Source organism: Pandoraea sp. E26, assembly GCF_000681415.1.
Classification (GTDB): domain Bacteria; phylum Pseudomonadota; class Gammaproteobacteria; order Burkholderiales; family Burkholderiaceae; genus Pandoraea; species Pandoraea pnomenusa.
This window is the reverse complement of record NZ_AYXJ01000002.1, coordinates 493,980-518,333: the sequence shown is the minus strand read 5'-3', so window position 1 is coordinate 518,333 and position 24,354 is coordinate 493,980. Positions and strand designations below refer to the sequence as shown.

General features: G+C 61.4%; 32 protein-coding genes. 5 read left to right on the top strand and 27 right to left on the bottom strand.

The annotated features are described in order from the left end of the window. Positions 1-2 precede the first annotated feature (2 nt). On the bottom strand, positions 3-749 hold the full coding sequence (locus tag W930_RS0102530; RefSeq protein ID WP_023874030.1) for a Gp138 family membrane-puncturing spike protein: 747 nt from the start codon (positions 747-749) through the stop codon (positions 3-5). A 12-nt stretch (positions 750-761) separates the two neighbouring features. Between W930_RS0102530 and W930_RS30000 the strand changes: the two genes are divergently transcribed. Further along, the gene (locus W930_RS30000) at positions 762-1,169 is read left to right on the top strand and encodes a hypothetical protein (RefSeq protein ID WP_023596434.1); all 408 of its coding nucleotides are present in this window, start codon (positions 762-764) and stop codon (positions 1,167-1,169) included. Here W930_RS30000 and W930_RS25770 read toward each other — a convergent pair. The 5 genes from W930_RS25770 to W930_RS31105 form a co-directional block, all read right to left on the bottom strand. After that, a complete protein-coding gene (locus W930_RS25770; protein WP_023874029.1) occupies positions 1,166-2,146 on the bottom strand; it encodes a hypothetical protein in 981 nt (326 codons plus the stop codon). The genes W930_RS30000 and W930_RS25770 overlap by 4 nt on opposite strands. Positions 2,147-2,499: 353 nt before the next feature. After that, on the bottom strand, positions 2,500-2,958 hold the full coding sequence (locus tag W930_RS0102515) for a hypothetical protein (protein WP_023874028.1): 459 nt from the start codon (positions 2,956-2,958) through the stop codon (positions 2,500-2,502). Between the two features lie 8 nt (positions 2,959-2,966). Then, the gene (locus W930_RS0102510) at positions 2,967-3,536 is read right to left on the bottom strand and encodes a hypothetical protein (RefSeq protein WP_023874027.1); all 570 of its coding nucleotides are present in this window, start codon (positions 3,534-3,536) and stop codon (positions 2,967-2,969) included. A 109-nt stretch (positions 3,537-3,645) separates the two neighbouring features. After that, on the bottom strand, positions 3,646-4,620 hold the full coding sequence (locus W930_RS28985) for a phage antirepressor N-terminal domain-containing protein (RefSeq protein WP_024788421.1): 975 nt from the start codon (positions 4,618-4,620) through the stop codon (positions 3,646-3,648). 78 nt (positions 4,621-4,698) lie between these two features. Beyond that, on the bottom strand, positions 4,699-4,848 hold the full coding sequence (locus W930_RS31105) for an Arc family DNA-binding protein (protein WP_200873088.1): 150 nt from the start codon (positions 4,846-4,848) through the stop codon (positions 4,699-4,701). A 136-nt stretch (positions 4,849-4,984) separates the two neighbouring features. Between W930_RS31105 and W930_RS25760 the strand changes: the two genes are divergently transcribed. Continuing rightward, the gene (locus W930_RS25760) at positions 4,985-5,482 is read left to right on the top strand and encodes an Arc family DNA-binding protein (protein ID WP_024788420.1); all 498 of its coding nucleotides are present in this window, start codon (positions 4,985-4,987) and stop codon (positions 5,480-5,482) included. A gap of 230 nt (positions 5,483-5,712) precedes the next feature. Here the strand turns inward: W930_RS25760 and W930_RS0102495 are convergent, their stop codons facing one another. The 21 genes from W930_RS0102495 to W930_RS0102395 all read right to left on the bottom strand — a co-directional run bounded on the left by W930_RS0102495 (position 5,713) and on the right by W930_RS0102395 (position 22,818). Further along, entirely contained in the window at positions 5,713-6,027 is a 315-nt protein-coding gene (locus tag W930_RS0102495) for a hypothetical protein (RefSeq protein ID WP_023874023.1), read from the bottom strand. A gap of 1 nt (position 6,028) precedes the next feature. Beyond that, complete coding sequence (locus tag W930_RS0102490) at positions 6,029-6,586, bottom strand: phage baseplate protein (protein WP_369798641.1); 558 nt, start codon at positions 6,584-6,586, stop codon at positions 6,029-6,031. 20 nt (positions 6,587-6,606) lie between these two features. Further along, positions 6,607-8,415 (bottom strand): mannosyl-glycoprotein endo-beta-N-acetylglucosamidase, encoded by a 1,809-nt coding sequence (locus W930_RS0102485; RefSeq protein ID WP_023874021.1) that lies wholly within the window; start codon positions 8,413-8,415, stop codon positions 6,607-6,609. After that, entirely contained in the window at positions 8,408-8,638 is a 231-nt protein-coding gene (locus W930_RS30580; protein ID WP_145929453.1) for a hypothetical protein, read from the bottom strand. Before W930_RS30580 ends, W930_RS0102485 begins: the two co-directional genes overlap by 8 nt. Continuing rightward, a complete protein-coding gene (locus W930_RS0102475; protein WP_023874019.1) occupies positions 8,596-9,105 on the bottom strand; it encodes a phage tail assembly chaperone in 510 nt (169 codons plus the stop codon). Before W930_RS0102475 ends, W930_RS30580 begins: the two co-directional genes overlap by 43 nt. Continuing rightward, a complete protein-coding gene (locus tag W930_RS0102470) occupies positions 9,105-9,545 on the bottom strand; it encodes a phage protein (RefSeq protein ID WP_023596439.1) in 441 nt (146 codons plus the stop codon). Before W930_RS0102470 ends, W930_RS0102475 begins: the two co-directional genes overlap by 1 nt. Positions 9,546-9,557: 12 nt before the next feature. Then, on the bottom strand, positions 9,558-11,033 hold the full coding sequence (locus W930_RS0102465) for a DUF3383 domain-containing protein (protein ID WP_023874018.1): 1,476 nt from the start codon (positions 11,031-11,033) through the stop codon (positions 9,558-9,560). Positions 11,034-11,064: 31 nt separating this feature from the next. Next, on the bottom strand, positions 11,065-11,586 hold the full coding sequence (locus W930_RS0102460) for a hypothetical protein (protein WP_337588070.1): 522 nt from the start codon (positions 11,584-11,586) through the stop codon (positions 11,065-11,067). 39 nt (positions 11,587-11,625) lie between these two features. Continuing rightward, entirely contained in the window at positions 11,626-11,997 is a 372-nt protein-coding gene (locus W930_RS0102455) for a hypothetical protein (RefSeq protein WP_023874016.1), read from the bottom strand. 2 nt (positions 11,998-11,999) lie between these two features. Beyond that, on the bottom strand, positions 12,000-12,575 hold the full coding sequence (locus tag W930_RS0102450; protein WP_235195474.1) for a hypothetical protein: 576 nt from the start codon (positions 12,573-12,575) through the stop codon (positions 12,000-12,002). Between the two features lie 44 nt (positions 12,576-12,619). Continuing rightward, complete coding sequence (locus tag W930_RS0102445) at positions 12,620-13,003, bottom strand: DUF4054 domain-containing protein (RefSeq protein WP_023874014.1); 384 nt, start codon at positions 13,001-13,003, stop codon at positions 12,620-12,622. A 39-nt stretch (positions 13,004-13,042) separates the two neighbouring features. Next, positions 13,043-13,459 (bottom strand): hypothetical protein, encoded by a 417-nt coding sequence (locus W930_RS0102440; RefSeq protein WP_023874013.1) that lies wholly within the window; start codon positions 13,457-13,459, stop codon positions 13,043-13,045. 2 nt (positions 13,460-13,461) lie between these two features. Then, the gene (locus W930_RS0102435) at positions 13,462-14,550 is read right to left on the bottom strand and encodes a DUF2184 domain-containing protein (RefSeq protein ID WP_023874012.1); all 1,089 of its coding nucleotides are present in this window, start codon (positions 14,548-14,550) and stop codon (positions 13,462-13,464) included. A gap of 68 nt (positions 14,551-14,618) precedes the next feature. Then, positions 14,619-15,122, bottom strand: a complete 504-nt coding sequence (locus W930_RS0102430) for a hypothetical protein (protein WP_023874011.1) — start codon at positions 15,120-15,122, stop codon at positions 14,619-14,621. A 9-nt stretch (positions 15,123-15,131) separates the two neighbouring features. Further along, on the bottom strand, positions 15,132-16,601 hold the full coding sequence (locus W930_RS0102425; RefSeq protein WP_023874008.1) for a DUF2213 domain-containing protein: 1,470 nt from the start codon (positions 16,599-16,601) through the stop codon (positions 15,132-15,134). Between the two features lie 153 nt (positions 16,602-16,754). After that, positions 16,755-17,270, bottom strand: a complete 516-nt coding sequence (locus W930_RS0102420; protein WP_028730764.1) for a hypothetical protein — start codon at positions 17,268-17,270, stop codon at positions 16,755-16,757. Positions 17,271-17,273: 3 nt separating this feature from the next. Further along, positions 17,274-18,032: a phage minor head protein gene (locus W930_RS0102415; protein WP_023874006.1), complete on the bottom strand. Its 759-nt coding sequence runs from the start codon at positions 18,030-18,032 to the stop codon at positions 17,274-17,276. Then, entirely contained in the window at positions 18,029-19,510 is a 1,482-nt protein-coding gene (locus W930_RS0102410) for a DUF1073 domain-containing protein (RefSeq protein ID WP_023874005.1), read from the bottom strand. The genes W930_RS0102415 and W930_RS0102410 overlap by 4 nt, the downstream gene beginning before the upstream one ends. A gap of 17 nt (positions 19,511-19,527) precedes the next feature. Then, the gene (gene terL / locus W930_RS0102405; protein ID WP_023874004.1) at positions 19,528-21,084 is read right to left on the bottom strand and encodes a phage terminase large subunit; all 1,557 of its coding nucleotides are present in this window, start codon (positions 21,082-21,084) and stop codon (positions 19,528-19,530) included. Continuing rightward, positions 21,035-21,445 carry a hypothetical protein gene (locus tag W930_RS0102400; protein ID WP_023874003.1) on the bottom strand — a complete coding sequence of 137 codons (411 nt, stop codon included), beginning with the start codon at positions 21,443-21,445 and terminating at the stop codon, positions 21,035-21,037. The genes terL and W930_RS0102400 overlap by 50 nt, the downstream gene beginning before the upstream one ends. Beyond that, on the bottom strand, positions 21,445-22,818 hold the full coding sequence (locus W930_RS0102395) for a DNA methyltransferase (RefSeq protein ID WP_023874002.1): 1,374 nt from the start codon (positions 22,816-22,818) through the stop codon (positions 21,445-21,447). The genes W930_RS0102400 and W930_RS0102395 overlap by 1 nt, the downstream gene beginning before the upstream one ends. A gap of 643 nt (positions 22,819-23,461) precedes the next feature. Between W930_RS0102395 and W930_RS0102390 the strand changes: the two genes are divergently transcribed. The 3 genes from W930_RS0102390 to W930_RS0102380 are packed head-to-tail and all read left to right on the top strand — an operon-like array spanning position 23,462 to position 24,319. After that, positions 23,462-23,653: a type II toxin-antitoxin system HicA family toxin gene (locus tag W930_RS0102390; RefSeq protein ID WP_010806546.1), complete on the top strand. Its 192-nt coding sequence runs from the start codon at positions 23,462-23,464 to the stop codon at positions 23,651-23,653. Continuing rightward, positions 23,650-24,045: a type II toxin-antitoxin system HicB family antitoxin gene (locus W930_RS0102385; RefSeq protein ID WP_023874000.1), complete on the top strand. Its 396-nt coding sequence runs from the start codon at positions 23,650-23,652 to the stop codon at positions 24,043-24,045. The genes W930_RS0102390 and W930_RS0102385 overlap by 4 nt, the downstream gene beginning before the upstream one ends. A gap of 22 nt (positions 24,046-24,067) precedes the next feature. Then, on the top strand, positions 24,068-24,319 hold the full coding sequence (locus tag W930_RS0102380; RefSeq protein WP_023873999.1) for a hypothetical protein: 252 nt from the start codon (positions 24,068-24,070) through the stop codon (positions 24,317-24,319). The last annotated feature ends 35 nt before the right edge of the window (positions 24,320-24,354 follow it).

The window sequence follows — 24,354 nt, the reverse complement described above, 5'->3', positions numbered from 1 at the left end:
GCTCAATTCACCGTGCCAGAATTGCCCGAACCGGGTTGCACGTTGTTGTGGGTGTGAGTGTCGTCCACTCGCTTGCCGTTGGCGGTGATCTGGCCGATCACGTTCAAGATTCCGTTGAACACGGCCGCAGCGCCGCTCGCCGCGCTGCCGACCATGCCCCCGACGAACGTCAGCAGGCCCGTGATGGTGACCGCCTGCGAGAAGGTGGCCAGCGGCGCCACGACGTCGAACCCGCCGGGCGCCACGATCTTCACTTTCTGCGTCGATGGGTTCAGATCAATGAACGTGGCGCCGTCGTCACTTCGCAACTGCACCGAAGCCGTGCTCACGCCGGGCAGCGCGCGCGGCCGCGAACGCGTGCCCAGCAGCACGAAACCATCTGACAGGTCGTGCATGCGCGTGTCGGCCTGTTCCTGCACGCCGCCAGACTGCCACCAGGCGTCGATGCAGCGCGAGCCGAAGACCACCAGGCACTCGTCGCCCCGCTTCACCGGGAACGTCAGAGTACAACCACCGCCGGCAGGAAACTGCACCGGGCAATCGACCAGCAGCGGAAGCTGAATCGACGTCACCGCGCCGTCGGGTCCTCGGGCCTGCATCTGGATCGCCGGCTGTACAATGCACGTCATTGCGACCGGGTCAAACGACTGAATGATTCCCGGAAGCGCGGTCCACACGTCCGCCAGCGCGCCGCGCAGCGCAAGCAGCAACGTCTGGTTGGGATCGCCAACGCGCTCTTGTCGATTCATGGGGAGATTCGTGTGAAAAGGCTGATGTTTTTGATACTGGCTGCGACTTCCAGCGTCGCTTGTGCAAGCGAAGCCTATGTGTTTCCACCGGGGCAGAATCAGGTCGGCGACATCGTCCCGCGCGAAAAACTCATTTACGTGCTGTACACGAAGGAGAAATGTGCGCTTCCGGTTGTCCACGCGAGCGACATGCGCCGAGCCGATATCTTCAATCGCGCTGAAGCGGACGTCGGATGCTGGGGCAAAACTCTTTCCGGCGATCCCAACTCTGTCGTGATCGTTGACCGGTTCGGGAACGTCACGAACTCATCGACTTCATCTTTCGCCCTCGCAGACGTCGCGCGCGACGGAAGCGCCAACATCACGCGTCCATCCGCTGGTATCTCGGATTTTCGTAGGCGTTTCCCTGGCGTACGTTAGCCGTTGGTCTTCACGGCGCCAGGGACCGGCCCTATCGCTCCGAACGTCGATCTGCGTTGCATCTCCTCGCTCGGAATCACCGTCGGATCAGCCGAGATGCAGATGAGGTCGGTGTACCAGTCGTTTCCTCGCGTGTCGCCCTGATGTTCAGCCACCATCACGTAGTAGTAGCCGTTGGCATTGAGCGGATTCGTGACCTGTACGAAGGCGTTTCGTGGCTGATCTGCGTTCGCCAGTCCATACTCCAGTTGCTGCACCGAACCAGGCCTGAGTTCGATCAGCGTCCCGATTTTGTAGTTCGGATTGAGCAGCGTACGCACCTGCACGCCGTTCTGGGTCTGCACCGGTAGACCAATCATTCCAGTGTCTGAATTTATGACCTGAATTTCCGATGGCATGTAGCTCGATTCCGGTACGACCTGCAGTTTTCCGTCCTGAATGGACCAAGTCGTTTCCGTGTTTCGAGCCGTGCATGCCAGCACGTCCCGCGCCATCCCGAACATCACCTTGCCGCGCGGCAGCGGATTCGATTGCAGGCCCGCCGTGTACCCCACCCCAACGCCGTGCTTCGCCATCGCCTGCGCGGCGACGTTAAAGTGATCCTGCGCAGTCGAGCCGGCCGCCAGCGTGGTGCTCACGTAGGCGAAGTTGTACGCCGCATCGCCGTCGGCAGCCGTGATGTCGAGGTGCGTATCGACCTGGCTGGTGCGCCCTCGCCGGGTCTGCACGACGGTTCCGTCGAAGATGATCCCATAGTTTCCCTCATACCCCGCCTGCAACACGACGCGCTTGAACTCCTTTTGCACGCGTGCCATCGTAGCCGGATTCATGTTGTAGACACGAATGCGCGCGCTGTTCGGTGTTGACGTATCACCGCGCTTCACCACGAATGAGAAGCGCAACTCGGACAGGTCAAGCGCATCGCCGGCGACCTCGCCTATGATCAGGGATGCTTTGCGAAGGTATTGATCTGTCATTTTTGACTCAAATGAAAACGGCCCCATCTCTGGAGCCGTCTTTACCACCCATACCGGACCGGGCCAAGCCTGACCACGCCCTAGCACGGCTTACGCCGCCAAACCATTTGATGCGCAAGCGCATCGGCAAGACGGCTACGAGAACCGCCTACCCGCTGCATTCGCAGCCCATGCCTAGCCGTGCCAGACCCGGCCGGACCGAACCATACCCAACCACGGCCCGCCAAGCCTCGCCGCACGATGGCTTTCACCATCGGAATGCCACCTCGAAGAAGCTGCATCCCGCTGTTGACAGCCCATGTCTTACCATGCCCGACCAGGCCACACCCCACCGGGGCGGACCGAAGCGGACCCTACTCTATTGCCTTTTGCATCCCGCGAAGCATCGCCAGTTTGGCAATAGCATCGCTGTTTTCCTTACGCTCCGACTCAGATAGCTGGTCAAGACGGACGTGCTTGAGCGTTTCCGCTGCACGCCGATACGCCTTCGTTGCCTCGCGGTCGAACCGCTCCTGAGCGATTGCCGTTTGCTCTCGCGCTGGCGTGATCCGATATCCCTCGCCGTAGACGCTTGCCAAATGGATCTGATGCTTTTCGAGCAATTCCGCACGGAATGACTCGATGTTTTGCAGCCACGCGAACTGCCGCTCTTGGAACTGCGCCTGCGTTAGGGCTTCGTCGGCCGCAATCGCGCTCATACCGAAGTGCGATTCCAACCATTCGTGCGTCAGGATGTCACCATCCTTAAATCCCTCAGCAAGCATATCTTGAACGGCCTGACGCCACTCAGGATGCAAGGTGATTTCTTCCATAGCTCACCTCACGCGAAATTGACGGAGAATCGGCCAAATCGCGGTCGATACTCACAGACACCAATGAGTGCACCGGCATCCGTTACTGCTTTCCTTACCTCCTCAGCATTCAACACGTCCGGATTGAACGCGAGGTCAACTTCGCAGGCCCATTCCAAGAAGATCGGGCGATAACGCATGACCTTTGCCGTTCCCACTTTGACCCCACGGCAATCGACAAATTTGGCATCGTCCCAAAGTGCCGTCGGCTTGCTCGGTCCGTCATAGAGAAGCTTCGCCCGGTCGGTCATCACGACAGCGCCGCGCTTCCAGTCGGTGCCGAGCTTTTGCAACTTGGCCCCGGCCAGAAATGTCGCGTCGAAATTCTGCCCGGGCACATAGACGCCATCCCTCTCAGTCCAATACAGCCCGGCCAAGAATTCCGATTTTGCAATCGCGACGTGGTCGTCCTCTGTCTTCTTGCGCTTGGAAGTCAGTTCCTTGTGCGCTTTGGTTTCGACCAATAGCGGATTCGCGAGACGGTCACTGTGCATCATCAGAGGCGAAGTACCCGCGATTTTGAGCTTCAAGATTTCCATTAACGGACCTCCTGAGACGCAGCCACAACCGGGATATTCAGCTTCTTATAGATAGTGACCGGGCAAGTCCCTTGACGAAGAGTGATCTGAGTATTGTTCATGATCACCCTCACGCCGCCCGCAGACTGAGTTGCTGCAACCGGCCCACCAGTCGACTTTGGCATGCGACCACGAGTGCCGCCAGATCGGCATCGCTGTACCAACTGCCGTTAGGCTCAACGATCATTTTTGCCAATTCGGCCATCGTCGCCACACTCGCCCCCGGCGCAACCGGCTTCACAAACGTGGTGTTCGGCTGACCTTCATATCCCTTGTGCATGGAGAACAGCCAGCGATGCTCATCGACCGATCCGGTAGCACTCATCAGTTCAGTGAAGATCGTGCGAGCTGCATTCGCAGCGACCTCGGCGGCCACATTAAAGGCGTCGCGCATTTTGTCTTCATCGACCTTGGGCTCAGCGTCTAGGACTTCCCATTCGGCTGCCGTGCGAGTCACGATGCTGACCGCTTCCGAGAACTCACGTTGCGGGATCTGGCGATAGGTGACCTTGAAATGTGCTTTCAACTTCGACCAGACCTTGACAGCCGCCGGCCCTTGCTGATGCTTCGGCATGCGTTCGACGTAGGTCTTCACCATAAGACGCAGCGTTTCCTGCTGATCTGCGGAGAGAACATCGTCGGGATTGACTGCGAACGGCATACGCTCGTTCACCGCTACGCCATCGGTCCAGTACTTCCAGAGTACGTCATCGCATTCCGCCTGATACTGGATCACACGCTCACGGATCTCGTCTTTCACCTTTCCCGGATGGATGCCGGTAAGCCACCCGAATATTTTCCGAAGAGGGATGCACAGGTACTGCTGGGCACCTGCGTTCGAAGGGATTGTGATGATCACAACACCCCACCGGCGCTCATTGGCGCGCAATTTCGTGAACTGACTTGCCCAATCCAGCCCCATTCCCTCGACGATCGGCTTCATCGGCGTGTAAGGTTGCCCATCGTGTTCGATGAGCAACAGGTTTGCGCCGTGAAACGGCACCGAAATTTGGCGGTTTACCGCCTGGATGCTATTCTTCGTCATGTTCTGACCTCGCAAAAGTGTTCGGAACCAAAGCCCTGACTGAATCCGCCAAGATATGCAGTCGGGGCTTTTTCTTTCTCAAGCCACATTTCCCCTCTCCCCCGAACGCTCGCGGACCTCCGTAAGAAGTCGAACGATTTCTGCGCTCAGGCTTCGAAAATTCTGCTGCGCCTCTCCCTCCAGCCACGACTTAAGGCCTTCAGGCATCCGGATGTTGACTTGCGGCATTGCGCGGGCACCACGCATTGATCACCTCCATGTTGTAAACACCGGCACCGCACCGGTAAACACATCATAGAATCTATATGACTCAGAGTCAATAAGATTCTTTGAGTCTTTTTGGCTCTAGTCCGATAATTGATACATGAGCGAGAAAACCCAACTTCCTCCTTACCCTCTTCGAATGCCCGCCGATCTTCGCGATCGGGTTTCCGATGAGGCGAAGAAAAACAATCGTTCCATGAACGCGGAACTCATCGCTCGCTTGGAGGAAACGTTTTCCAGCGCGGGCGCCATCGAGCGCGTCCAAGAACTTGAGGCGATGGCTGAACAGCACGCCGCCGTCATTAACGCAATGGGCGGCGAACTTGACAGAGCGCGGGATGCCCTTCGAGCTCAAAACGCCTTAATCGCCTCGCTCGGCTTGTATCTCAGGTTGGTTGCAGAGCGAGTGCCACCGTCTGACGACCCTGTTTCGAGCGAACTGATGTCTATCGTTCGAACAGTTGGCAACTCGATCGCCCACAACAAGATCGCAGATGCAATCGGCCCGATTAAGCGCATGATCGAGATGGGCAGAGAGCTTGAAATATTCAACGCTGACGGCAGTCCCGGACCAAACCACCCGGGCGAGCTTCGCTAGTCCGCCACCCAAATTACGCACCTCGCTCGCTGCTGTCGTCCAACAATAGTTGGAATCTGCAAAGAACTCAGCAGACTATTGTCAGAACTTCCCTTTCCGCAAACAGCTTCAGCAACGTTGATCCGAGTATCAGCGAACTCGGTTAGGAGCACCACGTTCAAATGCATCGCATTTCAACGTGTTGTTTTGGCCTGATCTGCGGTAGCTCACATCAGAAAATGCGCCACTGATCAGTCGGTCACCCAGAAAACATGCGAACCAGCGCCGAGGTCGTCGAACGTTGGGACATTGTCAGGGTCGTCAGCACCCTGGACCCAGATTCGGCCGCCCAGGCCAAGATAGCTGTACTGCTCGAGCAGGTCAGCACCGGTCACCAGCGGTATGCCCCCGATGATCGGCGCGCCGGACGAGTCTGCGATGCCGAGCACCCAGCCGGCACCACCAGCCGCGCGATACTGCACCGTTAGGGTGTACTCGACGCCTGATAGCGTGATGCGGAACGCCTGCGGCGTGGGCGAGAACGGGATTTCGTAGTAGCTGGCCATGTCATTGAGGGGTGACCGACCCGCCGGGCGCCGGCGTGGCCGGCACTGCTTGCTTCGAGCCGGTGTTCTGCGTCTCAGCGGTGCGCGACGGATCCGCCTGGTCGTCCCGCGGCGGAAGCCTCGTCGCCTTGGTCTGAACGATCCGGATCTGCCGCAGCGTTGCCGTAAGCATCAGCGCTCCGCTCGTCTTTGCGTCGTGGACGACTCGCAAGCCCTGCAACAGAACGTTCGAGTACTTCCGGCGCGACGTCACCGCGTCAAACCGAACGCGCGACTCCTGCAGCTTGAGCAGTTGCGAATACACCGCATCGATATATTCGGACTGCGTGGTGCTGCCGAATTCGTCGAAGTCCACCACGGGCGAGCTCAGCAATGCCGCGTAGTCGGCGTTCGACCAACCGCACTTCAGCACCACGTCGGGCTGCCGCTTGTATGCGTGGTCCGTGATGGCTGCGCCCTGCTCCACTGGGTGTTCGGTGATCTGCAACTCGTCGTTGTAAACCTCTTCGATCGTCACACCGATGCGGATCGTGTCCAGCATCTTCGGGATGATCATCATCACGTCGAAGCCAATGGTGCTCATGACAGCGCGCCCTGCAAGTTTCGAGTGAGTTCCTGGTTCACGCCGACCTGCTCGTCGCGTACCGCGCGCCCGGCCGCCTGCGGATCATTCACGCCGGTCACTGTGATATTCGTCTGGTTCGTCTGTGCGACGCTGATCTGCCGCGCGCCACCGCCCGACGCCCCCAGAATCGCCTCCGGCGAAAACGGGTTGCGCCCGTTCTCGTGCCGAGTGATTTCCGCGGACAGCCCGGCGATCACCTTCGGGTCGCTCATGTTCAGCGCCTGGTCTTCGCCCACGCCGAGCCGCTTGGCCACGGCCCCGACGTACGCACCGGTGTCGTTCTCACTCGGCGGCGCCCAACGGTTGATGACCCCGCGTACCGTGTTCAACCCGCGCCGCGCGTAGCTGCGCAGCAGCTCGCCCAGCGCGCGAAGACCGTCCTCGGCCGTCTGGAAGATGGCGAAGCCGCCCGAGTCCCTGCCGATGGCGCCTTGACCCTGAGCGAACTTTCCATAGCGGATGTTGCCGGGATTGTTGTTGCGCAGTCCACGCGGTAGCGATTTATCAGTGCTGGGCTGACCGCTCGCGGCGGACGTGGATGGTGCAGTACTAGGCGTAGCGCCAGGCACTGGAACGTTCGACGTCGTGCCGTCCGGGTTGGTGATGGTCATGCCGAGCTTTCGCCGACGCGCCAGGTCCTCGGGCTCGCCCTGGTTAAGCCCTTCGCTGTGGAACATCAGGCCAAGCGCGCCGCCGATACGCGCGAGCGGGGCAAACCGACTCAGAAGGCCGGCCACACCTGCTGCGATTCCACCGCCCGCCGCTGCGCCACCGGCACCAGCGGCAGCCCCGGCCGCAGTCGCAGCACCACCCAGTTCCCGCAGGGCTGCGACCATCTTCCAGATTCCGCCGATCAGCTGAAAGCCACCGAGGATCTTGAAGATCGCGATGGCGCCGATGATCTTTGTCGACCAGCCATCGGTGGACTTGTCGAGGTCGACGAACAGATCGATCAGTTTCCCGAGCACCGGGCCGATGGCTTCTGCGGCCGTGATGATCGCAAGCGCGATATCGCCGACGCGCTGCTCGATTACCGGCCCGTTCCGCTCGAACCACTTCTGGAACTCGCCCAACTTTGGCCCGAGACGCTGCACCAGACTGCTTTCGAGCCGGGCGGTGAAGCCGTCCCAAACCGCCCCCAGATCGCGCAGGGCGACCATGAACTTGTGTGAGTCGTTGGCCGCCTTGTCGAAGCCAGTCTTCGCAGCCATCTCGCGATACTGCTGCAGGTACTTCGAGAACTCGCCGCTGCGCATGGCCAGCAGCAGGTTCTCGTCGATTCCGAGCAGGTTGGCGTACTGGCTCGCGAGAAAGGTTGGCTTCTTAGCGAGTTCCCCGCCCAGGTCGGCCATGATGTCGACCGTGTCGCGCAATTCGCCGTTGGCGTTGCGCGTCTGGACACCGAGGCTTGCGATGTAGCTCTCGCCCGCCGGATTGTTGCGCATGAAGCGCGCGAGCGCTTCCACACTTCCCCGGGCCGTCTCGGCAGATATGCCCAGGTTCTTCGCCGAGAACTCGACCGCCTTCAGGCTGGTGACCGTAGCGCCGGTTCGCTGGGAAACGAAGTACAGGCCTTCAAGCTTCGAGGCGAATGCGGCTACGCCAACGCCAATGGCAATCGCTGCGCCCTCGATCGTGGCCACCATGCGGACCACGCTCTTCGTCGCATCTTCGACACCACCCTTGAATTTCTTCAAGCCCTTCTCATCGACCTTGTATCCCAGGGCGACGAGGAATTCTCGAATGATCGTGGGCTCAGACATGCTCGTTCTCTCGCAGGCGCTCGGCCAGCGCGCGATTATCGGCGCGCACAGACAGTGCGTCGTTCATCAGGGCTACGTCGTGCAGCCCGAGAACGCCGTCGAGCAGCGACTCGTACTTGCACATGCCGGCGAGCACAGGCGCCAGTAGCCAGTCCTCGCCGTCCGGCAGCCGCGCCCACGCTACGCCATCGTCGAAGGGTGACTCGCGGGGCTGGTAAGCCACCCGGCAATAAAAGGGCCGAGGCTATCCGCAATCACCTTCACGGAAAGCTCGATCATGGTTGCGAGGTCGATGTCCTCGTAAGTCGGCTGCTTGGCAGCCGGGGCCCAGATCGAGAACCACGAATTCCCCTGAAAGCGCTGCACCACCGACAGGCACTCGCCGATCACGTATTCCGCCTGGTCGTCCGGAAGGCTCGCCAGACCGTCCGCAAACGGCTGCAGCAACTGGGGCCGCGACAGGATGCCGCTGCCATCCGCGACCGCGACTTCCGGTGCCGTGCCGCCAACCAGCGGGGCATCGGCTGCCGGTTGAACCGGGGCCATTCCCTTCGATGAGGCCAGTTCCAGCATGATCGGCAGAAGCGCCGGTACCAGCGGCGCAATCTTGCGCGAGACGTGAAGCTGTTTCATCGCCGAGAGCTTGCCGATGCGGTACTTGATACCGCGGATCTCGAGATCAATTGCCATCAGTAAGTCCCCAGCATCGAGTCGATCTTGCCCGCGTGGAAGGTCCATTCCATCATCGCGCCCGCCTTGTCGTAGACCACGCGCGGCTTGCGGGCGAACGCGCAATCGCGACCGACATGCAGGTCGCTCGCGGCAGAGTTCGACACCGTGATGATGTTCTTGCCGTGCAACGCGCTACTGAGCGTCTGCGCGTCAAACGCGGCTTGCAGCAGCGCGTTCTGAGGGCTCGTCTTGAGCAAGCGCACCGTGATCGTGCCCGACTTGTCGGCGTGCAGGGCATGCATCACTTCGCCGTCGGCGCCCACCGTCATGGTGTTCTTGTCGCCGGTGGCCTCGATCGTTATGCCCTCTTCCGAGGCCGCCGCGCCCGCCCCGATCGAAAATGCCGCGCCCGGGCCGACGATGTTGGCCTGAACGTCTTGAAAGCTGTAAGTTGCCATTCGAGGCCCCTGTTATCGGTTGACGTTGACGAGAATGTCGACGGAATGGATCGCGCCCGCTTCCTTCGCTGCGATCTGGAACGGCACGGATTTGCGGGCCTCGCGGTCCGACTGCGCCTGCGTCGCGATTGGCGGCGTGTAGACGTAATAGCCCTTCGCCAACGTATCGCCCTGCTTCAGCGCACCGAAGCCCGCGGAATTCCAGATGCCCGGGGCGAGATAGCCGTTGTTCACCGCTGCCGCGCAAGCGGCCTCGATCACCGTGGCGATCAGCGCGTTGCCGGCATCGGTCTGCGGAATCTTCGTCGGGCTTTGATACAGCAGGTTGTAGACGTCGGTCTGGATGCGGTTCTGGAACCAGATCGAGTTGTAAACCGAGTCGATGAAGATCCCACTCGGCGTTACACCGTTCTGCAGGATCGCCGTCCCGTTGGCGTAGTTGACGTACGCATTGCCGTTCTTTGCCTCGAGCGCGTTCGCCTGGCTCGTGGTCAACGTCTCGGCGATCACCCCCGGTTCCTGCTTGAACATCAGGGTGATCGTCGTCGAATTCCCATTGAAATTGACGGTGAGAAGCCGCCCGAGCGCGGACACGGCCGTATACGGGCTCGACGACGAGTACTGTGCAAAGCTGTACTTGAACTTCAGCGCCTGGAATCGGCTGAGCAGATCCGTCGTGACCGTGGCATCGAGCGACTGCGGGTTCTGGGTCGTGGCCGCGTAGATGTGCTTCTGGTCCGCTTCGATCATCTGCGCAACGGCGACATGCTGGTCGTCGGTGACGGCGGCGTCAGCGATCGCGAGGCCGACAAACTGGTTCGCGAAGCGATCGAGGAAGATTGCGACCGCATCCGTCGGCGTCTCGGCAGCGATTCCCGGCGCCGGCGTTCCGGCAAGACCCGACGTCAGGCCGAGCTGAGCGGAAATGTCGGTACCGCTCGCCGGCGCCACGGCATAGCCGATGCTGGACGTGGCGCCCGTGCTGTTCGACGTGACAACGAACTGAGAGCCGTTCCACGCGCAGCTCGCGCCTGTGAGAGCGCCGTTGATCACGGTCGCGACACCATTCAGGTTAGTCTGCGCCGAGAAGTCCAGCCCCGATACAGATTTCGTGGTGCCGTCGATGGGGATCTTGAACGCGCCCGCAGTGACGGTCGTCCAGTTGGTCATTGCCTGCTGCGCGGCCGACAGTGCGCCGCCACGCAGAACGCCCGACGTGGCCGTCTTTGCCCACCGGCCAATGCTAAGCGTTTGGGGCTGCGGAACCTGGTTGAAATGCAACTGAGCGGCGAGATACTCGGGCGCGAGTGTGCCGAAATCGGCCGCCACTTCGTCGATCCCTCCATAGGTGCGCATCCGTTCGCCCGTGTCGATCACGGCGGACGCCCCCAAGATCAGCGCGTTGTTCAGGTTCGCACCCTGGGCCGCCAGCGGCGACATGTTGATCGAGACGTTGATCAGCCGCGATACCGGCAATCCATTGGACATGGTGATCCTCTACGTTGGTGAAGTTGGTGTTTCAGGGCTGATCCGTCGTGGTCGACGTTTGAGCAGACTCGAGATTGAGCACGCGGTAGGTGCGTGTGATCTTGCGGCGCAGGAAGACGCTGATGTCATATCGCCGCCTGACTTGCCGGTTGACCACGTCGGGGGCGCCAACAATGCTGGACGTGCCGATGAGGCCGAAATCGTTGAGCTGCAACTGCTCGCGGTTTTGTGGCACGTACAGGCCATCGCGCAAGACGCGCGCATATTCGCCGGCGTTTGGGCCGTAGAACTGGCATTTGACCTCGATGTCCTCGTGCCGAAGGTAGGTGTCGCTGCCGTCGTCTGCGGGCTGGTGGATGAGCCCTGCGTTTGCGTCCGGCTGGAAGTCGGCGACGGTGAATCCGCACCAGTTCGTCCCAGGCTCGGGAATTTTCGGCGCCACGGGTTGCGGGTATGGACGGACGAATGCACCGTCCAGCGACGTGACGCCCGCGATCATGGTTTGCAGGAAATCCTCGAGCGCGGAATCCTCGATCGGCGGCGTCGACTGCACAGGGGACAGGAAGCCACCGGTCGAGCTGTCGTTCATGGGTTACCCCGAAAGCGGTTTCAGGTCGCACGTGGCGCAGACGAAGCCGCGCCCGAAATGCGAGTAGTCGTTGACGTTGACGACTGTGTACACGCGTCCCTGCCAGGTGACCTCGTCGGCGTCAAAGCCGGCGCTGCCATCGATCAGGCGGAACGTCGTGTGGATGGTGATGGACCCGATGATTCTCGAGCCGTCGGCGTTGCGGTGCAGGATGTCGCCCTTGTCGCTGGTCACGACACCCGAGAACGCCTGCTGCGTGGGCGCGTTGGTCGCACGGCCACGGGCGTCGACGGCCTGCGCATTGCGTGTGACCGTCAGCCCGATGTCCATGAAATCCGGATCGAACAGGACGTCGGTAACGTCGAGTAAGGCCATGCCTACCTCTTCTTTTTGCGACGTACGAACGTGATCGCATTGCGCAACTGCCCGGTATTGATCAGCGGGACAATACCGGCCGCAGATTGGATCTCGGCGAGACTCATGCCAGCGGCCTGCGCACCAGCGTCGACCATGTCGAGGTACGCCTGCTCACCCTTGCGACGAGTGGCCGTCCCGCGCTGCCGCGCGCGCTCGCGTATCGTGCCCGGCTTGAGCGGCGGCGGGATATTGCTGCCGATCTTGGCCTTCACCGTGGTGGCGCCCAGCAACCCGACTCGGTCCATCCTCTGAAGCGCCAGATCCCGCTTGCCGTCTAGCGCCAGCCCGGCGGCGCCACCAAGTTCCTTGGCAGCGCGGTCCTGAATGCTCTTTACGCCGGGCACGAGAAACGGGCGGGCCGGAATGTTGTTGGCAGCCGACCCGTTCTCTTGTACGTACCCGATTTCGGCATTGTTGATCGGCCCGGCCTCGCCGTCCTTGCGCTCGGCGGTGGACGCCGGGATGCCGACGAGGACTTCCTCGTTGACCAGATCGGCGATGGACTTGAGCACGTCGTCCAGACGATCGACGGGCATTTTGAATGGCATGGTGAGATCCCGGCAGATCGCCGGGACGAGCGTCAGAGTTGCAAGCCGCCGGCGCCCATCATCTGAGCGAGTTTGAGGTAGCGAATGCCGTACTTCGACATATTCCAGAATCCGGCGCCGTCGATCGTTACCGACTTCGTGTCGTAGCCGACGCTGACCTTGTCGACGGATTTCGACGCCGTAGCCCCTTTGACTTCGCCCGGCGTGCCGCCGGCCGTGGCAACGGTCTGGTCCTGACTGGCGGTCACCAGGTGATGCGCGGTCACCAAACAGACGCCCTGATCAGTCAAGACGCCCCAGCGCTCGGCGTTGACGAGCGACACCGCGACGGTCATCCAGAACTGGACCTGGCTGTCGGGATACTTCGTCGTATCGGCGAATTCGGGAAAGTACGTGCGGAACTGATCAGGTGTCATGGGCGGAAGGATGATGCCCGGTGAAGGGCATCATACCCCTCACTTCTTGGCTGGGGGAGTGGACTTGGCAGCCGCTGCCGCATCGACCGCAGCCTGCTCGGCGGCCTTCTCGCGGGCCGCAACCGCTTCCTCACGCTTCGCCAGATCAGCGTCGCGTGCATCCGCGGCCTTCTCGCGGGCAGCTAGGTCCGAAGCCTTCTTCGCTTGATCGGCTTGGATGGTCTTCAGGAACTCATGCTGCTTGGCAAGCGCCCTCTCGCGCGCCTCAAGGTCTTCCAGCAACTCATCCGCCGACTTCTCGTCCGCCGTCTTCGCCGGTGCATCGCCCGTGTGGGGCTTCACAAACCAGTGGTTGGCGACCGCATCTTCGACGTCATGCATGCCCACGGCGAAATCCTGCTTCGTGCCGTCGGCGTGGGTGAACTGGAATGGAGTATGGACGTTGATCTTCGGCATGGTCAGACCCCGTCGCGATAAGCCGCCGTCACACCATAGCGCCACTCGATCTGGCCCAGACGCGACCAGTAGGTCGTGATCTGGAACAGCGAGCGGTACTCGAGCGGCGTGCGCTGAAGCTCGGTCATCGGGAACTGGACGTACTTCTTGTCGTCGTTGTACGCAACCATGCGGTCCACAGTACCAAGCTGGCCCGGCGTGCCGCCAACACCTGCGCCGATCAGCCACTTCAGCTCGAGGATTTCAAGCGGCGTGCCGAGTTGGCGGCAGATGTTGTTCTCGATCAGGTACGCGAGGATCGACTTGCTGCCAGCCGAGCTGACGAGACGGGTAGACAGCATGCCGAGCACTGCCGGCGGCAAAAGCAGTTTGTTCGGCTTCACCTTCCAACCCGAAGCCTGCCACGCGGCCGTCAGAATCTCGTTCACGTCGATGAGGATTTCATCCGGCGTCTTCGTTTTCCATTGCGGGGTGCCTGCCGCGCCGTTCTGCACGTTCGACGCACTGCCCACGGACGCCGACGAATTGACCAAGCCAGTGAAGCCAAGTTGCGAATCGCCGAAGTACACGATCTGGTCGATGTCCATATTGCGCTTCATGTTCATCGCCTCGACTTTCTGAGCGTCGATCGGCAGGCCCAGCCTCTGCGACTTCACCAGTTCGGGCACCGTGTACTTGACTTCGGCGCCCCAGAGGCGCATCGGCTGCGGCGTCTTGCCGATATCGACCGACGGGCCCGCAATCGCGTTGCCTTCGTTCGAGATCCAGTTCAGCCCGTTCGGATTGATACCGCCGCTCATGCCGAAAGCCGAGTTCGTGAACGACGCGATCTCGTCGGCGGCTGACACATCGGTGCGAATGAAGACATCGCGAGTCCAGGTGTACTCGACGAGCGGCTCGTTCAACGTCTGGTCGAGCCGTTCGAGCTGACCGACGAGGAACGCGCCGGTCGAGTCGACAGTCGCGCGATCATAGGTGTATTGCTCGTCGCGCGTGTATGCGCGGACGAAACGGCGCGTGGGTTCCGCGATCTCGCGTTGCGAGAGGTCTGCGGCCCGGCGCTTGAGGTGTTTCTGTACGGACATGTCCATTCAATGGCTCCAGAAATGCAAAAGCCCCGCCAAAGCGGGGCCGGTGTGTTGCGCGTAACGCGCCGGGATTAGATGTTGACGGCGATCTCGGTGATGCCGTTGGCGTCAGCCGGGCCGGTGAAATACCAGTTCGACGGCATGGCCACGGTGTTCGTGCTGTCGGCCGCAGCTTCGAAGCCGCCGAGCGGTTTGCCGCTGGCAGCGCCCGCGACGCGCACGTACACGGTGCCGTTCTTCGTGGCCGAGGCCGTGCCACCGAGTTGGACCAAGATGTAGCCGCGTTTGAGCACGTCGACGACACCCGACGTCGGCGGCGTCGACGTGCCCAGCGGGTCCGTGCCATTGCCCTGAATCGGGTAGGCACGGATGTTCACGCCGTAGACAGTTGCAGCGGTGTCGGCCGCATTGTTGATCGGCTGGACCTTCCCCGACACGAGCTTCACCGGCAGGCCGAAGGCAGCCGGCGGTGCGGACGCATCGAGAAACTGCGTCTCGATCGTGGCGACTTCAGCGCGTTGCAGGTCACCGGCGAAGCCCGCCGGCATACGGTATTGATAGGCTTGGAGGGACATGGCGATTCCTTACGAACGTTTCCAGAAAGCGCGATTGCGCTCGTTGATGTCATCGAAGGTGCCCGGCTTGGCACTGTCATTCGTCGCGTGGCGGTGCTGACCGGCATGGCTGTTTCGCGACTTGACCAGCTCGGCCGCTGCGTTGAACGCGACTGCCGCCGAATCGCAGGTCATGGCCTTGATGTCCGCGCCACCCAGTACAGACTTCACCAGGTCAGCATTCGGCGTTGCGAGCGCCGCGCGCAGCGCGCGCCGACGAAGCACGCACAGCGAATCGGTGGTCTTCTTCAGGCTCGACTTCGCATCGAACGTCGGGAGGTTGACGCCTGGTGCCAGGATTTCGGCTCGGGCACGCGCCTCTTGGAACAGTTCTCGCACAGCGGCGCTATCGCCAGTCTTCTGCGCCGATCCGGCTGCTGCCCCGCTGACCTCCTCGTCATCGTCTTCGGTCAGGCCGTCGATGCCGTCGTCATCGTCCTCGGTGGCGCCAGCGCCGCCGCCCGCTTCGAGCTTGGCGACCCGCTCGCCGATTGCTTCGACTGCTTCGGCAACCTTAGTGACGGCGGCAGTAAGGGCGGCAATCTTGTCGTCGCCGCCTGTTGCGCCAGCGCCAGCACCATCACCGCCTTCGTCACCCGTTGCGGCGGCAGGTGTGGCAGGCGTGCCGGGCATATGGATGTGAATCTGAGGCTGGCCGTCGCCCCCCTCGCCGCTTTCGTCGCCGGTCATCTCGCTCGCGGCCTGCTCGAATGCGTCCGAGTCTCGCGTCATGAACGCCTTGCGCAGCTTTTCCATCAGCGTCGAAGGCGCGGTTTTGTTCGTCTTCATTTCAGTGATTCCTTTCGAAAGGAGGTTGGATGCGCTATCCCCGATGGAACACACCGGGCCGCAGCGGGCGCTTTTCACGAGCGCGACGTGGTTGCCCACGATCGACACTTGACGCGCCCGCCCTGGCGCGATTTGCTCGTACTTGGCGTCGTAGCCGTTGCTGGTCTGCGTCAGCTCTTTCGCACGAACGCGGTGAATCGCCACGGCGTCCGTGATCAGCAGGTCTGCCAGCATCAATTCAGACTGCGTGCCCTCGCCTCGCCGCACGTTGCGCACGGTGCCGCGCACGACGTCCCGGTAGTTTTCCGGCGTCACGAAGTCGGGCGGGTGGTCGATCGTGACCGGCTTGCCCTCGAAGCTGGCCAGCGTCTCGGGATTGAACAGCACGTCGGCCGTCCGTTCGGCGACGATCACGCCGTCCTTGTCTTCGAGCTCGGGCAGTTCGACTGCCGCGTAGTCCATCGTCCCAACTCGGGCGATCGGCACCTCTTCGCACAGTAGGAAGCCCTCCGGCGTCATGGACTGACGCGCGCCAAGCGCTTCGGACGTCAAAACGCCGGCGGTGATCGCGCCGTCGCACGTATGCACGGGCGCGCCCGGCTTCTCGCCGCCGCACTTGCAGGTGCCGCCGCGCTTGGTGTGTTTCTTCATGGGAAGGGCACGCTTGAACAGCGTATGTCGTTGTTGCAGCAGGGAAATTGCGGAAAATCGGCAGCGCGCTATAATTGAAACCGGAGACCCCGGAGGTTCAAGCCAGTCCGCCCTAGCAGCGGGACGCACCTTACTCAAACGGCGGTCTCTTTTTTATTGCACCAGCCCATGGTCGTAGTAGCGACGCCCATCGCGGTACTGCTTGACCGTCAACAGCGCCTGGTACGTTTTTCCGTCGATCGTGACCGGCGCCGCGTATTTCTCAATCCCGAGAATGTTCTGGTCGCGCCGCTTGTCCTTCGCCGTCTCGACCAGTTTCGCGCGCTGCAATAGCTCGGGAATCGCGGGCACCGTTCGCACCAGGCTGTCGGACGCACCGGAAATCGTGTGACGCACGCCGGCGCGCGTCACGTTGATTTCGTTGCCCGTGTGGGCGTTCTTGAAGTTCTTGCCGATGAACCGATCGGCGTAGGTCAGCGCCTTCTCGCGCAGTTCCTTCATCGTGCTGTACTGGCCCAACTCGTCGCCGCGCAGCTTGGTGCCAAGCATCGCCACCTTCGACGAAGCGCCACCACTTCCGAACCGACCGTTCTTCGCCCTCGGGTGACGGCTCTCGTCCCAGTCCGACGAGTCACGGACATGAAAGTAAATGTGCAGTGCTTGGGGCATAACTCAGTCGGGTAAGTCCGGTTCCGGATAGCACCGGCAGTTCGGAAAACACCCGGCGTGGCCAGTCATGCCGTCCAACGTCGGCGGCGAATCCCAACGCACATACTTGCCTTCCATCTCGGCGTGCGAATGCCGCACGTCGCCGTCACCAGCTGTCCGCCAGAAGTAGCCCTCAGACCCGACGTGCCGCGCACGAGCCTCGGTTAGCGACGAGGCGCTGCGTGAAACTTCGGTGCGCGCGATCAAGTCGGCGCGGCTCTTTACGACACCGCCCGAGTTCTGAATGTCGCGAGAAATGTCAGCGGCACGGCGCCCGGTGCTGAGCCCGTCAATCGCCAACTCGTGTACGCGTCGCGCCGCGTCGAGTGGAATCGACTTGATCAGGCCGACCTGCTCTTCCATCAACTGAAATAGCGTCTGCCCCGTAGGTGCGTTGCGGATCTCATCACTGAGCGCCCGCCCTATCTCGTCGGAAAGGCGACTCCATGCCGACGCATCATTGCGGGCGACATCGTCGAGCATCTGTGCGGCGGCGCGCCGCGCCCAGCCGTCGAGCGCGTCGCTGTACTGACGCAGCACCTGTTCGAGCGTTGGCACACCTGCCAGGTCATCGTCTACGCCGTTCACGAGCGCCGCGACGTGCGACGCAATCTTGCGCAGTTGCGTCCGATAGCGGGCTTCAGTCGCTGTTGTGCGCACGGGGTTCCGGTTGCGGTTTCGCTTGCCGTTGCCCTTGCGCATTCTGTCGACGGTGTAGCTCATCCTCTCTTGAACCAAAATCGGCGGAAGAACGAATCGTTCGTGGCGACTTTGCCCAAGTCAGTGAGCTTCCGGACCGAATCCACCGGGCTCACATCGGGCGCCGGCGGTGGCTCGTCGACTTCCTGCGCTTCGGCTTCCGCCACCTGCTTAGCGGTGATATTTCCGAACAGCCCGGTGATCGCCGCGAGCCCCTTCAGTTCCTTGAGCGCCGTCGACACCTTGATAACGCCTTCTGCAAGCGCCGCCATGATGGCGTTCGTCTTGCGTTCTGCAATCTCGGCCTTCTCGGCCTCAGACATGTCCTGAAGGTTTCGAAACTCAAACTCGAATTCGTCTGGTAGCGGCTTGCCGAGTTCGGACATCGATAGCACGCCGAGAAGCCGGTGAAGCGGATGACGCAGACGCCTTTCCTGCTGCTGCTTGACGTTCTCGTGGTACTGCTTCATCTCGCCATCGCCGGTGGCATTGAGCCCGCCCGGCGACTGCCCGAACAGACGGGTCAGTGGCGTGCCGATCGAACCCGCCAACTGTTCGGCAAAGCGGATCATGACGTCCGACAGCCCGCTGAAGCTGTATTGGTGCGTCTCGAATTTGTCGGTCGAGTCGAGGACCGTCATGCCCTCGTTCGTCTGAGTGCCGCGAATGAATTCAATTTGCTTCGTCAGACCAGCCATTGCCGGGCCGCCAGCCGCGACGATCTCGCGCAGCTTCTCGATGCTGATCACGCGCAAATGCGCTTTGTAGATCAGTTGCCCGATGCCCACCGACGCGCTGTCGAAAGCGATCAGGCGGTCCCACATCGGTTCGAGGACCGACAGCCCCCATCCGTTTTCGCTGATTCGCTGGTTGAACGGCAAGTCGATGCCATCCATGCGCAACACGCGCGAATGGTGGATTTCCCCCGGCGGCAAACCGGTATTGGCGGCGACAATCTGGTAATACTTGGGCTTGCCCATGTCAGGGCCGAAATCCGTGACCACTTCACCGACAGGCGGCGCGATCATCCAACGGTCCAGCACCATCAACCCTTTGAAAGCCCCTTTTCCAATGGCTTCGGTGCGCAGCGGCGTCGACATGTCCTGCCCGTCGATCAGCATGACAGCGATAGAGCCGCCATACAGGCGTGCCCACTTCCCGTTGTCGCAGAGCGCGTCCCAGATGCCGAGCCGCGTCATACCGCGCTCCATCAGGGTGATGTCGGACGGATCCATGCCGCGCATTTCAATACCAGCGCGCGTCATATCCTCCGGCATTGAGTCGACGGCTTTGCCGACGATCCAAGAACCGCGATACGCGGCTTCGAGCCAGATTCGATTGCGGCTCTGGTAGGAAAGCGTGTATTGCGATCCGGACGATTGGTTGTCCGTCCCCCAGCCCAAGCGCGCGCCGAAGTTGGCGAACGAATCACTCGTACGCTGGGTAGACGTCGCGCCGGCCGCTGCTGCGGGGCTGCGGCCAGGTTTGTTCTTTCGCGACATCCTGTTTCAGTCCTGTGTTATCCGGCGCCGAGACGTTCCCAGACAGAGAGATTGCGGGCTGGGCCGAGCATGTCGTTGATTGCGTCGACCATCGGGTCGATCTGGTCATCGTGTGCGTGGGTGTCGTCAGCGGTGAAGGCGTCGCACTCAGACACGAAGTCGCTAACCCACGGCGCATCGATCGGGATGGCCACGTTGCCCGCGTCAATTTGGCTGATGATGTCCATCACCCGCGTCAGCTTGTCCTTGACACGCTCGATACCCTCAATCGGGATTCCGCCCTCTGCCTGGATGTCCTGAATAAGTCCGGTACCGCTGGACTTGTCCTCAACCTTCATCTGGCGCAGGACCGGCGCGTTCGGGTCGTCTGCGCCAATGGCGGCATGCTTGTTCCAGAAGTCGATGGCTCGCTGCTTCAGTTCGGGCGCCTTCCACTTCCCGCGCACCGTGTCGATCAAGTAGATGCGCTTATCGAAGCCCAGGCCCCAGCACTGAAGCACGCTGTAGTCGTTACGCTCGGCGGTCTTCTGCGCCGTGTCGGCAAAAATCTTGCGGTACTCAAGCAGCGGCAGCGCGCCGTAGCGCAGGAACTTGCCGCTTTGAATGATCCCGCCGCCGAGCGGCGCGGGACGCTGCATATACTGGCCGTTGAAGACATAGACGTCGGCCTTTTCCGTAGCAAGCAGGTCGTGCAGCGGTTCTTTGTAGGGCCAATAGCTAAACCGGCCGTCGTCGTCGCGCTCGCTATCTTCGACCTGGTCACGCACGCGCTGCGGCAGTTTCGCGACGTACTCATCGGTGATCAGGGCCGGGATCTCGATGAACTCCCATTCCCCCGGCACCTTGCCCGCTTTGATGAAGCCCGTCGGGTCTTCCTCGGCGAGCCGCTGCATGATCACGATGATCGGCGTGTCCGGATTGGCCTTTCGGCTCTTTACCGTAGACAACAGCTTGCGGTTTGCCTTGTTGCGATTCGGCTTGCTGTAGGCGTCCTCGACCTTCAGCGGGTCGTCGATGATGATCGCGCCCTGCCAACCCTCGGCCATGTGACCGGCTCGAAAGCCGGTGATCTGACCGCCGAGCGACACTGCGTAGACGCCGCCGGCCTTCTTGCCGTTCAGCATCACGTTCCAGCGCTTCTTCGACTTCGCGTCGTCGGCGATGGCCAGGGGCCAAAGCGCTTGGTATTCGTCGGACGAAACAATCTCTCGTGCCGTCTCGCTGTTGAGCAGCGCGAGGTCGTCCGAATACGAGATGTGCAGGAACCGCGCGCGAGGGTTCAGTGCGAGACCGCGTGCGATCAGGTTGATCGCGACCAGTTCCGTTTTCGACGAGCCCGGCGGCACGTTGATGACAACGTTCTTGAGTTCGCCGTCGATCACGCGCTGCACCGTGTCGGCGATCAGCACGTGGTGCCAGTTGACGCGGAACTTGATGCCCTGCCGGTGCTTGAAGAAGTACCGGCTGAAGAACAGGTGATCGCGTTCGCACTTCGCTTTTATGACTGCCCGCTCGACGGCAGGGTCAATACTCGTCTTCGAGCTTTGCGACGGTGGCTGCGACCTCTCTTTCATCGACGACGGTTGTCCGTTGTTCCACGGGGCCGCCGTCGGCCCCCGTGTGCTCAAGCCGCTGCGGCGGCTCTTTCCAGCCAGCGCGCACCTTCATCCAGAAGATTGCAGCGGTCACGGCGCCTTTGCCGGTGCCGGTCGCATGCTTGAAGAGTGACTGCGCGACAAGCGAGTTCGCCTTCGTCGCGCCAGTGTCTAGTTCAGAGCGAAAGTGCCTGCGCAGTGATTTCGGGTCCAGCGCCTTGGACGTCTGCGGGTTGACGATCTGCAGGGCGATATCCTCGTGCGGCACGCCATACCCGGCAAGCGTCTCGACCATCTTCCGGTCCGCCGCCGTGGGCACGAAGGGTTTGCGTCCAGCCATCACTCGTCAGGTTCGGGAAATTCAACGTTCGTCATATCCACCGTGCCGCATGCGGCGACGGCCTTCTTCCAGTCGCCCTTCACGAACACGAGGACGTTCTGGTGCACCTTCCCAAGCTTGCGACTGGCGGCGAACTGCTTGCCTGCGCGGATGGGAGCGCTGCCCAGCGCGGTCAGCAGGATCGCCTCGTTGTAGAGCGTCAGCCCGGCGTCGAGGAAGGCGGCAATCGTGTCGGACACGAAATTGCGATACGCGCCACTGCGCGCCCGAACATCGCCCACGACGAAGCCGGCGAAGCGGTCAGGCTTCAGCAGCGCCGCCGCGCCGGCGACGATGTCCCGGTACGCTGCAAGGAATTCGGAGTACTTCATCGTGGACAGGTCTTCCGTCCTGTCCGAGTAGCGTTCGAGGTCAGCGTATGGCGGGCACGAGAACAGGAAGTCGGCCTCGACGCCCTTGAGCGCCTGGCCAATCTTCCGGCTGTCGCCCACCGTCCACGCGGGCGCCGGGTCATCCGGCGCAATCAGGTGAAGCTGCTCGCGGTTGGCCGCGACCTGCTCTTCGCGCAGTTCCATGCCGACGTACTGGCGCCCGAGGCGCGCCGCGACGATGCCGCGCACGCTGCCGCCCGCGAACGGATCCAGCACGATCCCACCTTCCGGGCAAAACCACCGGTAGGCCAGTTCGCACAGCACCGGGTCGAACACACTGGTTCGGTGCTGAGCCGTTGCGCCGCGTGCCGCCTTCTGTGCCTCGCTGGAACCGCCGAATGCTGGCGCGTCGCGGCCGACTTCGGACTGGATGCCCAGCGACAGCCAGGCGTCTTTCCGCTCTTGCCATGCGGCGGCGCGCGCATCCAGCGTGCTGAATGGCGGCACCATGAATAGTTCAGCAAGCGACCCATCCCCACCGGGACCGGGTTCGCCGGGATCCGTGAATAGTTCGCGCAATTCAGCGTCGCTGAAGCCGATGACGGACAGGTCAAACCCGTCAGCCTTCAAATCAGCCAGCTCGGCCGCGAGCAGCTCTTCATCCCAGCCGGCGTTCAATGCAAGCTGGTTGTCGGCAAGGATGTACGCGCGCCGCTGCGTGGCGTCGAGGTGCGACAGGTCGACCGTCGGCACTTCGAACGGCCTCGGGCACATGCCGATGTTCTTGCCCGCTTCCCACATTCCGGTCGCCGCTTCGATGCGGCCATGCCCGGCGATGATTCCGCCGTCAGCGATCAGGACTGGGTTCGTCCAGCCGAACTGCTCAAGCGATGCCTGAATCTGCTCAATCTGCGCAGTGCTGTGCGTACGGGCGTTGTTCTCGTAGGCGGCCAGCTCGTCCGTCGACCGGTAGACGATCAGGAGTTGAGCGGGCTTTTTCATAGGCGGGAAAAATTCGAAAAATGGCGATCGTCGGCACGGTGAGCGTGACGAACTTGTACGTATCTCGCCGAAGTAATTTCTTTTTGCTCAAACACTTACAAGAGGAACAAGCGATATCCACGCAAACGGTCGGGATTCCGACCAACGCTTAAGTCGAGAATTTCGATGCCCGACAGGCACACAATTCAAACGCTATCGAAGGGAACACCATGCCGAACCGGATCGAAATCACCATCACTTGCGCTGCTTGTGCCTCGCCTCGCCGCCTCGACTTGCTACCGCCTGATCTTGCCAATGGCACTGCCTATGAATGCATTTGCGAGCGCGTTGATGCCGTTTCGCTCGAGCGCATGTCAATCCGGCATGGCGATGAGGGATATGTGGGACCCTGGTTCGGAAAAGCGAACATCGTATGACGATCAGTACTTCCACGCGCCCCCACCGCTCGTTTCCCCGCAGGAGGTACGGGTGGCGACATGTGGCGCGCTGCCGGGGTTATTTCGGAAAGGATCGGACACTGGCCGGCTGGTCCGGGCAGCGACGCGGCGTTATGGTCTGTGCCCTGCCGGGCGAATCAACCGATATGCGTCACGCTGCGCAAAATACCTTTACACAACGTTGTGTATTGTGTAAGATTACACACATGACAAGCGCAGACATCATCAAACGACTGAAAGCCGCCGGGTTCACCGAAGTGTCGGTGCGCGGCAGCCACCACAAGTTTCGGCACGAGAACGGTCGAGTGGTGATCGTCCCGCACCCGAAAAAGGACATGCCGATTGGCACCGCCCGCTCGATCTTTAAGCAAGCGGGCATTGACTGGAGAAGCGAATGAAATATCCGATCTACGTGTGGCAGGAAGGCGATAGCGCCTTCGGCGCCGCATTCCCGGATCTGCCGGGGGTGCACACCGCTGCGGATACGCTCGACGATCTCGAGCGCAATGCGCAAGAGGCCGTCGAGCTCATGTACGAAGACAGCGACGAGCAGATCCCGGCGCCGACATACGACATCAAGAAGCTGCACGCGAATGAAGTGGACGACGGCACCGGCTTCTGGATGTTCGTCGACATTGATCTGTCAAAGGTCAGCAGCAAGGCCGTGCGACTGAACATCAGCCTGCCCGAGCGTCTCGTGAGCCAAATCGATGCCGAAGCCGAGAAGCGCCATATGTCGCGCTCGGCATTTCTGGCACTCGCGGCACAGCGCGAGATGGAACACGCTTAATTCATCAACCCAGGGATACGCAATGGAAAAGGCACTGATCGAAGCCACAATGACGACTGCGGGCGATACCCACGCAATTCTCGCAGCGATAATTGCTCTGCTGAGCACGACGGAACGAACACCACAACTCGAGCAGGCCATGCATCACTGGATGGAGACGCTTCTATCAGCGTCCCTCGGTGCTGGCTGGTCCGATACGCAAATCGAGGCATTCGAGAAAACGCGTGCACTCATCGAAGGCTCGATCGGATCGGCGATAGCACCGAAACAGTGAAAAAGCCCGCACTAGGCGGGCTTTGGGTGTACTCG